The organism is Kitasatospora sp. NPDC057223 (assembly GCF_042669755.1).
Lineage (GTDB): Bacteria > Actinomycetota > Actinomycetes > Streptomycetales > Streptomycetaceae > Kitasatospora.
On sequence record NZ_JBHUWW010000117.1, the window covers coordinates 1 to 12,913 of the forward strand.

Annotated in this window: 11 protein-coding genes; 6 read left to right on the forward strand and 5 right to left on the reverse strand. The window is 74.8% G+C overall.

Going from position 1 to position 12,913, the window contains the following annotated elements; all coding sequences use genetic code 11:
- Positions 1 to 93: 93 nt before the first annotated feature.
- Positions 94 to 1,002 carry a pentapeptide repeat-containing protein gene (locus tag ACFUK0_RS30760; RefSeq protein WP_380255745.1) on the forward strand — a complete coding sequence of 303 codons (909 nt, stop codon included), beginning with the start codon at positions 94 to 96 and terminating at the stop codon, positions 1,000 to 1,002.
- A gap of 12 nt (positions 1,003 to 1,014) precedes the next feature.
- Here the strand turns inward: ACFUK0_RS30760 and ACFUK0_RS30765 are convergent, their stop codons facing one another.
- A complete protein-coding gene (locus ACFUK0_RS30765) occupies positions 1,015 to 1,764 on the reverse strand; it encodes an HNH endonuclease family protein (RefSeq protein ID WP_380255746.1) in 750 nt (249 codons plus the stop codon).
- Positions 1,765 to 1,900: 136 nt separating this feature from the next.
- Positions 1,901 to 2,827, reverse strand: a complete 927-nt coding sequence (locus ACFUK0_RS30770) for an NAD-dependent epimerase/dehydratase family protein (RefSeq protein ID WP_380255747.1) — start codon at positions 2,825 to 2,827, stop codon at positions 1,901 to 1,903.
- Between the two features lie 136 nt (positions 2,828 to 2,963).
- Between ACFUK0_RS30770 and ACFUK0_RS30775 the strand changes: the two genes are divergently transcribed.
- Positions 2,964 to 3,923 carry a GlxA family transcriptional regulator gene (locus ACFUK0_RS30775; protein WP_380255748.1) on the forward strand — a complete coding sequence of 320 codons (960 nt, stop codon included), beginning with the start codon at positions 2,964 to 2,966 and terminating at the stop codon, positions 3,921 to 3,923.
- Positions 3,924 to 3,989: 66 nt separating this feature from the next.
- Here the strand turns inward: ACFUK0_RS30775 and moaA are convergent, their stop codons facing one another.
- Positions 3,990 to 4,985, reverse strand: coding sequence for a GTP 3',8-cyclase MoaA (gene moaA, locus ACFUK0_RS30780; RefSeq protein ID WP_380255749.1), 996 nt, complete (start codon positions 4,983 to 4,985; stop codon positions 3,990 to 3,992).
- A gap of 129 nt (positions 4,986 to 5,114) precedes the next feature.
- Here moaA and ACFUK0_RS30785 point away from each other — a divergent pair, with 129 nt between their 5' ends.
- The 4 genes from ACFUK0_RS30785 (at position 5,115) to ACFUK0_RS30800 (ending at position 9,184) form a co-directional block, all read left to right on the forward strand.
- Positions 5,115 to 5,771 (forward strand): NTP transferase domain-containing protein, encoded by a 657-nt coding sequence (locus ACFUK0_RS30785; protein WP_380255750.1) that lies wholly within the window; start codon positions 5,115 to 5,117, stop codon positions 5,769 to 5,771.
- A 139-nt stretch (positions 5,772 to 5,910) separates the two neighbouring features.
- Entirely contained in the window at positions 5,911 to 6,759 is an 849-nt protein-coding gene (locus tag ACFUK0_RS30790) for a hypothetical protein (protein ID WP_380255751.1), read from the forward strand.
- Positions 6,760 to 6,948: 189 nt separating this feature from the next.
- Entirely contained in the window at positions 6,949 to 7,791 is an 843-nt protein-coding gene (locus ACFUK0_RS30795) for a hypothetical protein (protein WP_380255773.1), read from the forward strand.
- 346 nt (positions 7,792 to 8,137) lie between these two features.
- On the forward strand, positions 8,138 to 9,184 hold the full coding sequence (locus ACFUK0_RS30800) for a DUF2637 domain-containing protein (RefSeq protein WP_380255752.1): 1,047 nt from the start codon (positions 8,138 to 8,140) through the stop codon (positions 9,182 to 9,184).
- A 50-nt stretch (positions 9,185 to 9,234) separates the two neighbouring features.
- Here the strand turns inward: ACFUK0_RS30800 and ACFUK0_RS30805 are convergent, their stop codons facing one another.
- Positions 9,235 to 11,523, reverse strand: a complete 2,289-nt coding sequence (locus tag ACFUK0_RS30805; protein ID WP_380255753.1) for a SpoIIE family protein phosphatase — start codon at positions 11,521 to 11,523, stop codon at positions 9,235 to 9,237.
- 317 nt (positions 11,524 to 11,840) lie between these two features.
- Complete coding sequence (locus ACFUK0_RS30810; protein ID WP_380255754.1) at positions 11,841 to 12,275, reverse strand: ATP-binding protein; 435 nt, start codon at positions 12,273 to 12,275, stop codon at positions 11,841 to 11,843.
- Positions 12,276 to 12,913 lie beyond the last annotated feature (638 nt).

The following is a 12,913-nucleotide window of genomic DNA, read 5'->3' on the forward strand; positions in this document are numbered from 1 at the left end:
GGGGCGGGCCGCGGCAGCGGTCCGCCCCACCTGCTGCGCGGTACGATCCGTGCGAGCCAGCAGCGCCGATCAGCCAGGAGGAACTCTCCCGCCGTGTCCGAGAACCTCGAAGCCGCCGCGCCCGCCGAGAGCCGCCCCGACCTGCGGGCCGACTGCTCGAACTGCTTCGGACTGTGCTGTGTGGCCCTGCCCTTCGCGGCCTCCGCGGACTTCGCGGTCGGCAAGGAGGCCGGGAAGCCGTGCCGGAACCTGCGGACCGACTTCCGCTGCGGCATCCACACCCAGCTGCGGCAGAAGGGCTTCCAGGGCTGCACCGTCTACGACTGCTTCGGCGCGGGCCAGCAGGTCTCGCAGATCACCTTCGGCGGGGAGGACTGGCGGCGGTCGCCGGGCAGCGCGCGGCAGATGTTCGAGGTGTTCCCGGTCGTACGGCAGCTGCACGAGCTGCTCTGGTACCTGACGGAGGCGCTGACCCTGCCGGCCGCCCGGCCGGTGCACGAGGACGTCCGGCGGGCGCTGGAGGAGACCACGCGGCTGGCCGGGCAGAGCGCCGACGCCGTCATGAAGGTGGACGTCGGGGCGCACCGGGCGGCGGTGAACGAGGTGCTGCTGCGCACCAGCGAGCTGGTGCGCGCCGAGGCCGTGGGCAGCGGCAGGGCCACTGCCCCGGGCGGCAAGCGTGGCAAGGGCGGCAGGAGCAGTGGCAAGGGCGGCGGCGGCGCGAAGGACCGCCGGGGAGCGGACCTGATCGGCGCCCGGCTCAGGGGAGCCGACCTGTACGGGGCCAACCTGCGCGGCGCGTACCTGATCGCGGCCGACCTCACCGGCGCGGACCTGCGCTCCGCCGACCTGATCGGCGCCGACCTCCGGGACGCGAGGCTCGACGGCGCCGACCTCACCGGCAGCTTCTTCCTCACCCAGGCCCAGCTCAACGCGGCGAGGGGCGACGGGGCCACCCGGCTCCCGCCGTCGCTGGCCCGGCCCGGCCACTGGGCGGCGTGAGCGCTCCTCGCGTCAGCCGCCGCACTGCTGGAGCATCGCCTTCTTGTCCGCCTCGGTGACGGGCAGTTGGTACTTCAGCGAGACCTGCGCGAAGCGCACCACGTACGAGCAGCGGATGCTCGTGTTGGCGGGCAGCCACTCGGCCGGGCCGGAGTCGCCCTTGGAGGCGTTCTGCGGGCCGTCGGCCGGTACGAGGTTGAGCGGGTCGTTGGCTATCTGGACGCGCTTGGCCTTGTCCCACTTCGCGGCGCCCATCTGCCAGTCGTAGGACAGCGGCATCACGTGGTCGATCTGGATCCTCGACGCCTGCTGCTTGGACCACTGGACGTACTTCCCGGTGTACGGGTCGTAGATGGTCATCGCGGTCACCGTGCAGGCCGAGCCGTCCTTGTGCTCCACCGACCTGCCGTCCCGGGCCAGCAGGTCGTTGCGGGTGTCGCACTTGTTGTGGGCGAGCGCGACGCCGTCCACGTTGTCCGTCCAGGCGGGGCCGAACTGGTCGCGGTCGTAGCCGTCCTTGGGGCCGGCGGCGGCCGTCCGGACGGTGGCGATCAGGTCGCGGGCGGTCTTCAGGTCCTCCGCCGAACTGATGGGCGCCAGGCCGGGCTTGGTGCCGTCCGGATTCTGCAGCGGGCTGGTGCCGACCCCGCCGGACGGGGCCCGGTCGGCGGACGGGCCCGCCGCGCTGGTGCAACCCGCCAGGGCCAGCGCGGAGATCAGGAGGACGGCGGAGGCGGACAGGGCGGGGCGGCAGGCGGGCACGGGGCTACTCCAGGGGTGGGACTGCTGACGGCGCCCCAGCAGAGCAGCCGCCCCACACCGGGTCAAGTGGGCGCAGCGGGGGCGCGGGCAGGGATGTCGAAGCTCACATTCCGGTACGGCGGCGCCCCCGCACCCCTCAGACGGCGGCGGCCAGGCTCCCGGCGGTCGCGGCCAGCACCTCGGCGAGCGGTGCGGCCCGCAGGCCGAAGGCCCGCTCGGTCCGGGAGGAGTCCAGCAGGAACGGCCGGTGGGTGAGGTAGCCCATCTCCGCGACCTCGCCCAGGACCGGTGCGTCGAGGGCCAGTTCGGCCAGCTCCCGGTCGGTCATCGCGGTCAGCCGGGGCGCGGGGGCGCCGGCTGCCCGTGCCAGTGCGGCGGCCAGTTCGCGGGCGGAGAGGGTCGCGAAGGAGGGCACGTGCCAGGCCTCGCCCCAGCTGTCCGCGGCCCGGGCGGCGGCGGCCAGCGTGCGGGCCACGTCCGCCGGGTAGGCCCAGCTGTGCGGCGCGTCCAGGTCCGCGTGGTAGGCGGCGGGCTCGCCGGTGACGAGTTGGCGGCCCGCCATCATCAGGAACAGCGACTGGGCGCCCGGGCCGAAGTAGCTGCCGGCCCGTACCTCGGTCGCCCGCACCCGGCCGGCCCGGTGGGCGGCCAGTGCCTCCGTCCAGATCCGGGCCCGGACTTCGCCCTTCACGGTGCTGGGGGCGAGCGGCTGCCGCTCGGTGACCGGCCCGTCCACCGGCCCGTAGCCGTAGGCGTTGCCGAGCATCACGTAGCCGGCGCCGGTGCGTTCGGCGGCCGTGAGCAGGGCGGCGGCGAGCGGCGGGAACTCCTGCTTCCAGCGGTCGTACGGCGGCGCCGCGCAGTTGACCAGGGCGTGCGCCCCGGCCACCAGGGCGGTGAGGCGGTCGGGGTCGGTGGCGTCGGCGGTGACGCGTTCGATCCCGGGATGCTCCGGCCCCGAGCCGCTGCGGGTGACCAGCCGCACGCTCTCCCCCGCGTCGGCGAGCAGGCGGGCGGTGGCGGTGCCGGTCGATCCGGCGCCGGTGACGACGTAACGGGGCATGGCGGGTCTCCAGGAGGGGTTTGCCGTGAGGGCGGGGGGTGACGGTGCGTCGGGCGCACTGCCGTGGCCCCAAGCCTGCGGGCCCGCGGGGGTGTGGAACAGTGGCCGCGTTGCCACGGATCCGGAGGTTCTGGCCATGCATCGGATCGCTGTGCTGGCCGTCGCGCCGGTGACCGCGTTCGACCTGTCCATCCCCGAACTCGTCTTCGGCTCGGCGGAGGTCGGCGGCGGGCCCGCGTACGAGGTGCTGGTCTGCACCCTCGAACCGGGGCCGGTGGACAGCACCGGAAGCCTGCGGGTGCTCGTCCCGCACGGGCTGGAGGTGCTGGAGCGGGCGGACACCGTACTGGTGACCGGCTCGGGTTCGCGCGCCGACGCCGACCCCCGGGTGCTGGCCGCCCTGCGCGCGAGCGCCGGGCGGGGCGCGCGGATCGCGTCGATCTGCACCGGCGCGTTCGTGCTGGCCCAGGCCGGGCTGCTGGACGGGCGCAGCGCGACCACGTACTGGGTGCAGGCGGGGGCGCTCGCGCACCGGTACCCGGCGGTCCGGGTGCTGCCGGACGTGCTGTTCGTCGAGGACGGACCGGTGCTGACCTCGGCCGGGCTGACGGCGGGTATCGACCTCTGCCTGCACATGGTCCGCTCCGACCACGGCGCGGCGGTCGCCAACGCGGTGGCCCGGCTGACGGTCGTCTCGGCCGTCCGGCACGGCGGGCAGGAGCAGTCGGTGGGGGCTCCGGTGGCGGCGGCCGACGGCAGCTCGCTGGCGGCGACCCGGGGCTGGGCGCTGGGGCGGCTGCACGAGCCGGTGTCGCTGGCGGAGCTGGCCGCGCACGCGGGGGTCGGCGTCCGCACGCTGAACCGGCGCTTCCTGGCCGAGACCGGTGTCAGCCCGCTGCAGTGGCTGCTCGCCCAGCGGATCGAACGGGCCAGGGAGCTGCTGGAGTCGACGGCCCTGTCGGTGGAGCAGGTCGCCGGGCGGAGCGGCTTCGGCGGCGGGGACTCGCTGCGCCGGCACCTGCTGCGGCGGACGGGGATGACACCGCGCGCCTACCGGGCCGCGTTCTCGGCGTCGAAGCCGGCGCCGGGAGCCTGAGACGGGGGCGCAGACGGGGGGCTCAGACGGGAGCCTGAGACGGGCCGGGGAGGTGCGGCGGGCCGGTCAGCCGCCGATGGCGGACATCGGGCGGTCCGGCTGGACGAACCCGGCGGAACCGATGTCGTGGCCGGGGCCCTTGCGGGCGACGGTGCGGCGCCAGGCGGCCTCGATGGCCGCGTCGTCGGCGCCGCCGCGCAGCAGGGCGCGCAGGTCGGACTCGGTGGTCGCGAACAGGCAGTTGCGCAGCTGGCCGTCGGCGGTGAGGCGGACGCGGTCGCAGCCGCCGCAGAACGGCCGGGTGACGGAGGCGATCACGCCGATCACGGTGTCGGTGCCGGCGATCCGCCACTCCTCGGCCGGGGCGCTGCCGTGCCGGCCGACGGGGAGGAGCTCCCAGCGGGTGCCGAGGATCGCCAGCAGCTCGTCGGCGGTGATCATCTTGTTGCGGTCCCAGGCGCCCTGGGCGTCCAGGGGCATGGATTCGATGAAGCGCATCCGGTAGCCGTGGGCGGCGGCGAACTCGGCGAGGTCGATGATCTCGTCGTCGTTGACGCCCCGGACGGGGACCGCGTTGATCTTGACGGGAGCCAGTCCGGCGGCGTGCGCGGCGGCGAGCCCGGCGAACACGTCGGCGATCCGGTCCCGCCGGGTGATCTCGGCGTAGCGCTCCGGGCGCAGCGTGTCGAGGCTGACGTTCACCCGGTGCAGTCCGGCCGCCTTCAGCGCATCGGCGGTGCGGGCCAGGCCGATGCCGTTGGTGGTGAGGGAGATCTCGGGCCCGAGCGCGGTGAGCCGGGCGACCAGTCCGGGCAGGCCGCGCCGCAGCAGGGGTTCGCCGCCGGTGAGCCGGACGGTGCCGATGCCGAGGCGGTCCACCGCGATCCGCACCAGCCGGACGACCTCCTCGTCGCTGAGCACCTCGGCCTTCGGGAGCCAGTTGAGGCCCTCGGCCGGCATGCAGTAGGTGCAGCGCAGGTTGCAGCGGTCGGTGAGGGATACCCGCAGGTCGGTGTGGACCCTGCCGAAGCGGTCGGCCAGCGGGCGAGGTGCGGTGTCCATCGACCCAGTACAGGCGCATCGACCGGAGGAATCCAGCGGCGGAAGAACCGGGCCGGCCCGGGCGCCCGCGGGGCCGGGTTGTGCGTTCGTCCAACTGCGGGTGCCGGACGGGCCGGGCAAGCTGGGCGCATGAAGGATCACGCGCACGCCCCGGTGGCCGCACTGGTGCTGGCCGCCGGGGGCGGGCGGCGGCTCGGCGGCCGGCCGAAGGCGCTGCTGCCGTACGGGGGCGGGCTGCTGGTCGAGCACGCGGTCGCGGTGGTGCGGGCGGGCGGCTGCGGGCCGGTGGCGGTGGTGCTGGGGGCGGCCCGTGAACACGTCCGGGCCGGGGCCCGGCTGCCCGGCTGCCTGCTGGTCGACAATCCCGGCTGGGAGAGCGGCATGGGCTCCTCGCTGCGAGCCGGACTGGCCGCCCTGCCGGCCGGCACCGCGGCGGTACTGGTGATGCTGGTGGACACCCCGGGCGTCACGCCGGCCGCCGTGGCCCGGCTGCTGGCGGCCCACCGCGAGGGCGCGCAGCTCGCGGCCGCGGCGTACGGCGGGCGGCGCGGGCACCCGGTGCTGATCGGCGCGCCCCATCTCGCGGAGGCCGCCGCCGGTGCCACCGGCGATGCCGGCGCGCGGGCTCTGCTGGGGGCGCACGCGAGCGAGATCGCGCTGGTGGAGTGCGCCGACGTCGCCGTCCCGGACGACCTCGACACCCCGGCGGACCTGGCCCGTTGGACGTCCGGTCAGGCCCCCTCGTCCCCCGGTGGGAGGAGTGCCCCCTCCCCCTCCGGTCCCTGACGGAGCGTGTACCCCTGATCTCTCCCTGAGGATTGCGTTAATCCACGCCGTCGCCGGTGCGGATCGGGGAGCATGGGAAGCGACCTTCCCCGGCCCGGTGCCGGGGGACCGACGCCGAATGGAACGGACGGTGCCCGCCTTGTCCGGACTGTCACTGCCCGACGACTTCACCGGGCGCGACCCGGCGCAGCACGCCCACCCCGGTGGCGGCGCGCAGGCGATCCGCTGCCCGGCCTGCCGCCGCGAGCATCTGTACGAGCCGCCGTCCCTGCCGTGCCCCTGCGGGGCCTCGCTGAAGGTGCCGCTGCTGCGCGGCGGAGTGCCGGTCCAGGTGCGGTTCCGCTCCTGGGAGGACTCCTGGCTGAGCATGCGCTGCCCGCACTGCGGGCGCTCCGACCAGTGGCCGCAGCCCGAGTTCACCTGCAACTGCGGTGCCACCGTCCGGCTCCCGGTCGACCGCGCGGCCCGCCAGCACGGCGGCGGCGCCGGAACGGGCCCGCAGGGCACCCGCCCGCAGGCCGCCCGCCCCTACCACGCCGCCCCCGCGCCCGCGCCGCCCGTGACGCCCACGGTGCCGCCGCAGGGCCACTGGCAGCACCGGGTGCCGTTCCACCCCCAGCCCGTCCGCACCTCGCAGGACGCGGTGTTCGCGGCCGCCCGCTACCTGGAGTGGCTCGGCTTCGACGACCTGGAGCTGTCGGAGGCCCAGGAGCGGGACGGGGTCACCCTGCTCGGCGGCCGGCTGGTCGCCCAGGTGGACGCCTGGGCGGAGCCGGCCGACGTGAAGTGCGTCGAGTGCCTCTGGCTGCAGACCCTGCACGCCGACCAGATGGCGGCGGCGATGTTCACCGTGGCCGGGTACTCGCACCAGGCGACGGTGCGCGGCGAGCAGCTGCTGGTGGCCCTGTTCAGCCTGGACCCGTCAGGGGTCCCGCAGCCCGCAAACGGCGCGGCCGAGTCGCTGATGGAGACCGGCTGGACGTCCTGAGTGCCGCGCTCCGGCCGGTGCCGTCCGGTCCGGCCGGGCCGCTCCGGGTGGCCGCTTCGGCCTCCTCCCCGGTGGCCCTGCTCCGTCCGGTCCAAAAAACAATGACGCTCGTGATCTGGTGCACAAGCTCACCCCCGTGTTGAATTGCCGCCACAGCAGTCCCGATTGCTGGATGGCGCACACAAGGAGGTGGCGTTGTCGGAGCACGGAACGGCCCTGGGGGGCTGGGACAGGCGGGGGCGGGCTCCGGAGGAGCCGGGGGACACCGTGTGGCGGCTGCGCTCGCGGGCCTGCTGGCAGGAGGCCGCGGAGCTGTTGCGCCCGGCCGCCGAGCACGATCCTGCGGCAGCCCTCGGCATGGCCGAACTCCTCATCGAACAGTGCCTGTTCACCGCCTCGCACTGGCAGCAGGCCGAACAGGCCCTGCGGCTGGCCGAGGCGGGCGTGACGACCTCGGAGCAGCGTGCGGCGGCGTCCTGCGCGCGCGGCTTCCTGGCGTACGTGGCCAGCGTGCTGGGCCCGCGCGACCGGCTGGACGAGGCGCAGGCCGCACTCGGCCGGACGTCGGCGCTGCTGCCGCCCGACGCGCCCGGACGTCCGTTACTGGACTTCCGGCGCGGTCTGGTGGCGGAGAACCTGCAACGGGACCCGACCGCGGCCTGGATCGCCTACCGGCGGGCGCACGAGGGCGCACGGGAGCGCGGAGACGAACTGCTGCGCTCCTACACCTGGCGTCACCTGGCGGCCCTGGCGCTGGCGAACGGGGACACGGCGCGGGCCCAGGAGGGCTTCGCCGCCTCGTTGCGGCTGCGCGAGCAGCTCGGCTTCACGGTGGGGGTGGCGCCCGCACTGGCGGCGCTCGCCGAGGTGTCCGCCCCGGCGGAGGCCGCCCGGATGCGTTCCGAGGCGGCCCGGCTGGTCCAGGCACTCGGGGGCGTACCGGTGTGGCTCGCGCGCCAGCTCGGCGCGGTGCCCGCGCCGGGCGCTCCCCCGGACGGGCGGATCGGACAGGAGGCAGGCGACCGTACATGAGATAAGGTAAGGCTAACCTGGCCGAGGGGAGCAGCGCCTCGGCCGGGTCGGCCTCCCGCGCGCCCGCACCACCGGCGCCGGCCCCTGCCTACACCGTCCGCCCGGAAGATCGGCGCACGGCTCGCCCCCGGTCACGCGAGGTTGACGACCGCACCCCGCCACCGGGCCCGCACAAGGCCGGAATTCCGGGAAATAGCCCAGGGATATTAATAATACGATGGGATATATAGCCCGTCAGAAATCCCCCTCCTCAGCGCATTGACAGCAAATCAGTCATTCGGCTGCCGCGAATCCGCCATGATGGTGCCCGCCATCACTACGCAGGAAAGCGAGGCTGGTTCAGGCGATGAAACTGTCCGACATACCACTGGGCTGGGCCGTCACAGGCGTGGCAGCGCTCGTGGTCAGCGCTGTACTGGTGGCCTTCGCACGTGCCAGGGGCGGCGCCCCCACCACCGGCACGGATTCCTGGGAGCGCTCGGAGGAGCGCCGGCGGCGCAAGGAGTCCCTCTACGGCGGGGCCTCGTACACGCTGCTGTTCTGCTGCGCCGCCGTCGCGGCCGCCCTCTCCTTCCACGGCCTGGTGGGCTTCGGGGTGCAGAATCTCAACCTCTCCGGGGGCTGGGAGTACCTCGTGCCGTTCGGCCTGGACGGCGCGGCGATGTTCTGCTCGGTCCTGGCCGTGCGCGAGGCCAGCCACGGCGACGCCGCCCTCGGCTCCCGCCTGCTGGTCTGGCTGTTCGCGGGCGCGTCCGCCTGGTTCAACTGGGTGCACGCCCCGCGCGGCTTCGGCCACGCCGGCGCGCCCCAGTTCTTCGCGGGGATGTCCCTCTCGGCCGCCGTGCTGTTCGACCGGGCACTCAAGCAGACCAGGGTGGCGGCGCTGCGCGAGCAGGGGCTGGTGCCCCGGCCGCTGCCGCAGATCCGGATCGTGCGCTGGATCCGCGCCCCGCGCGAGACGTACGCGGCCTGGTCGCTGATGCTCCTGGAGGGCGTCCGCAGCCTGGACGAGGCCGTCGAGGAAGTCCGGGACGACCGGCGCGAGTCGGCCGTCAACCGGGAGCGCCAGCGGATGGCCAGCCGGCGCGAGCGGGCCGAAATCCGCGCGATCAACCGGACGCACAGCGTCTGGCGCCCGCGCGGGGCCGCCCGGCAGCTGGAGTCCGGCCTGGAATCCGGATCGGAGTCCGCGATAACGGCGCCGGACGACGGCGTCCCCGAGGTGGTGCCTGCCGAGGAGCAGGCGGCGACGGGCGCCGTCGTCCAGCCGGGCCTGCCCGTCCGCCCCGGCCGGCGGACGATCGACCTCACCGCCGACGACGACACCGTCACCCTGCCCCGGCTCGACTCGCTGGAGCAGAAGCTCAAGGACCTGGAGCAGCAGTTCGGCTGACGCTCCGCAACCCGCTGACGCCGCCGGGCCGGCTCAGGCGTTGAACCGGTTCAGGCCGGGCTGCCCGCCCCGTTCGCGGCGGCGGACAGCCCGGTGGCAGGCAGGCCCGCCGCGCTGAGCTCGAACCACATCCGCTTGCCGGAGCCCCGGGGCTCGACTCCCCAGCCGTCCGACAGTGCCTCCACCAGCATCAGCCCGCGCCCGGAGGAGGCCTGCTCACCCGGGGTGCGCCGGGTCGGCCAGAGGTCCGACTCGTCCTCCACCTCGATCCGCAGCCTGGCCCCGCCACCCTCCGCGTCGGCGGCCCGGTAGAGCCGGGCAGTGAACATGGCGTCCCGGTCGGTGTGCCGGATCGCGTTGGTGACCAGCTCGGAGGCGAGCAGCTCGGCGGTGTCCACCAGCTCGGCCACGCCCCAGCGCCGCAGGGCGTCCCGCAGTTCGGCGCGCACCTCGGAGATCCGGGCCAGGTCGGCCTGGCCGATCCGGCGCCGCAGCTGCTGCGCGGCCAGACCGCCCTCCGGGCCGTCCCAGCGGAGCAGCAGGAGCGCTATGTCGTCCTCGCGCTCGCTGGAGTCGGCGGACTGCGAGGCGATCCGGTCGGCGAGGTCCTCCAGCGGATCCCGGGCGGACTCCCCCCGGGACGGCACCTCGCCGGACAGCACGTGGCAGAGCCGCGCGAAGCCGGTGTCCAGGTCCATCGTCCGGGATTCGACCAGGCCGTCGGTACAGAGCAGGACGGTCTCCCCCGGATCCAGGCTGAACCGGGTGACCCGGTACTCCTCGTCCGGCGCGATGCCGAGCGGCAGCCCGCCGGCCACCGGCTGGACGGCCGTACTGCCGTCGACCCGCCGGACCACCGGGTCCAGGTGGCCGGCCCGGACGGCGTAGACCACGCCGTAGTCGACGTTGACCTCCGCGTACGTGCAGGTCGCGAAGTGGTCGGTGTCCAGGTCGGCGAGAAAGCGCGAGGCCCGGGCCATCACGGCGGCCGGCGGGTGCCCCTCGGCAGCGTACGCGCGCAGGGCGATCCGCAGTTGGCCCATGATCCCGGCGGCGTGCACGTCGTGGCCCTGCACGTCGCCGATCACCAGCCCGACGTGCCCGCCCGGCAGCGGCACCACGTCGTACCAGTCACCGCCGATCTGCAGGCCCGAACCGGCCGCCAGGTAGCGCACGGCGGTGGAGACGCCGGGGATCGACGGGACGGTGCGCGGCAGCATCACCCGCTGCAGACCGGCCGCCAGCTCGTGCTCGGCGTCGTGCAGCCGGGCCCGGGCCAGGGACTGCGCGACCAGACCGCCCAGGGTGGACAGCAGGGTGCGCTCGTCCCCGTCCAGCTCGCGGTCGTCGTCGAAGCTGACCAGGCAGACCCCGATCGGCCGGCCGCTGGCCACCAGCGGCAGGAAGGCCCACGCACTGCGGCTCATCCCGCTGGCCGTCGTCTCCCAGGCCTCCGGGAAGCGCTCGCGGTACTCCTCGCGACTGGCGATGAACACCGGCGTGCGGTGGCGGATCGCCTCGGTGGCCGGGTGCCCGGCGGGCAGCAGGGAGCGGTCGTAGACGGCCAGGTCGTGCTCCCGGTAGCCGCTGGCGCCGAGGATCTGCAGCCGGCCGGCCTCCTGCGAGGCCAGTACCAGGCCGTCCGGCGGCAGGCCCGGCAGCGGCAGCTCGGTGAAGACCCGGGCGACGTCCTTGACCGTGACGGCCTCGGAGAGCGCGCGGGCGGCCTCCTTGATGAAGCGCGAGCGGTCCTCGCGCAGCACCGCCATCCGGTCGGCGCGGTCGCGCTTGTGCAGCTCAACGGTGGCGTCCCAGACGAAGCCGACCATCCGGGAGGCGCGGCCGAAGGCGTCCGCCAGGACCCGGCCGCGGAAGCGGACGGCCCGCATCGTGCCCTGCGGGCCCATCGTGCGGTAGTAGGCGCCGCACTGGCCCAGCTCGGCGACCGCCCGCTCGACGCGGCGGCGCACCACCGGGGCGTCCTCGGGGTGCAGCAGTCCGAGGAAGGACGCCGAGGTGTGGTCGAACCGGCCCTTCTCCACGCCGAGGATGGCGCAGGCCCGCTGGTCGCCCTCCAGGACGTCACGGCGGATGTCCCAGTCGAACGAGCCGATGCCGTTGGCGGCCATCGCCGGTTCGAGCCAGTCAGGCGTCGAGTCGCCGGACGGCGTGGGCAGGCCGCCCGCCACCACCGGCGCGAGCCGCCCGGCCGCCAGCCCCTGCGCCGTGCGCAGGGCATGCCTGCGGACCGCCTGGGCCGGCGGCCTACCGCGGCCGGACCGGGCCGCGGGCGGACCGGGCGGGGCCCCCGGCACCTGTGGCTCGGGCTCTGTGGCCATGCTGCTCCTGCCGCTGCCGTGCCCTCCCGTCCGGACGGGAGGGCACGACCGTGTGGTGGTTGGTCGTACTCGGTGGGGTGGGCCGGGCGGAGCGGCGGTCGGTCGAGGCCTGGGTCTCCCCGCCGGGTGCCGCTCCCGGGCACACGTTCCCACTATCCTGTCTAATGTTCGGCAGAGCGGCAATGCCGACGGCCCGGAAATCTTCCGTTCGACAGCGAACGACAGCGCCGATCGTGAATGCCCCGGGCTCCCGCCGGGCGCTCACAACTCCCCGAACAGGCGAAACGGCCCGATCTGCCGGGACGCGTCCGAACCGCTCAGGAATATGCCAACTCGAACCAGGTGACCTTGCCGTCCCCGCGCAACTGGACACCCCAGTCGTCGGCGAGTGCCTCGACGAGGAAGAGGCCGCGCCCGGAGGTGGCGGATTCCGCGGCCGGCTCCCGGTGCCGGGCGGGCAGCCGCGCCGTACCGTCCTGGACCTCGATCCGCAACCGCAGGTCGGCGGTGAGCACCGCGTCGAAGACCGCCCCGCAGCTGGTGTGCAGCAGCGCGTTGGTGACCAGCTCCGAGGTCAGCAGCTCCGCCGTGTCGGCGAGTTCGGGTACGCCCCAGTGGCCCAGCGCCGCCCGCAGCCGGTGCCGGACGGCGCCGACGGCGACCAGGTCGGCCGCGTCCAGGGTGAGGTGCAGGCGGCGGTGCAGCGCACAGCCCGGGGCGGGCACGCCCTGGTCCACCGGCGCGTTCGCCACCGGCCGGCCGTTCGGCGCCGACCGTCCACTCGCCCCGCCGCTCGCACCCGGGTATCCGAACGTGCCCGCCGAGCCCGTCCACTGTCGCGGCCCCGAGTCCGTCCGCTGCCGCGGAAATCGCGCCTGACCGTCCATCACCACACGCCCCCGCCTTCGACCGCCGCCCGCACCGGAGTCCCCCACCGGCCGAACGGTCCTCGTACTGACACTCATCCTCATGCCCAGTTGCAGCGCTTTGCAACAGTGTGCATCCGATCACATGGGGTGAAAGGGGCTCGAACGCCCGGACGTGATCCAAGCCACCGCCTCGGACAGGTTTGCGATCCGGCACGCGCCGGCCGCGGCCGCCGCCGGATACGGGGGCGTGCCCCCGGGGCAGCAGGCCCTGCCACTGGGGCAAACGGGTGAGCGAACGGCCCGCGCGGGCCGGGGCCGGGCGGGGCTGGTCGCGGGTCGGGCCGGGCGGGGCGAGGCTGGACAGGGTGGCCCCGTCCGGGTTCAATGACCGGAAGATGTTTGAACGACGTTCTAACTTCTCCGGGCGGCGGACGGCAGGACGACCCAGGGCCGCACCTGCACCACCTGCACCACCTGCCACATCAGCACCACCGGCACAGCCCACCCGGCCACCCGGCGAC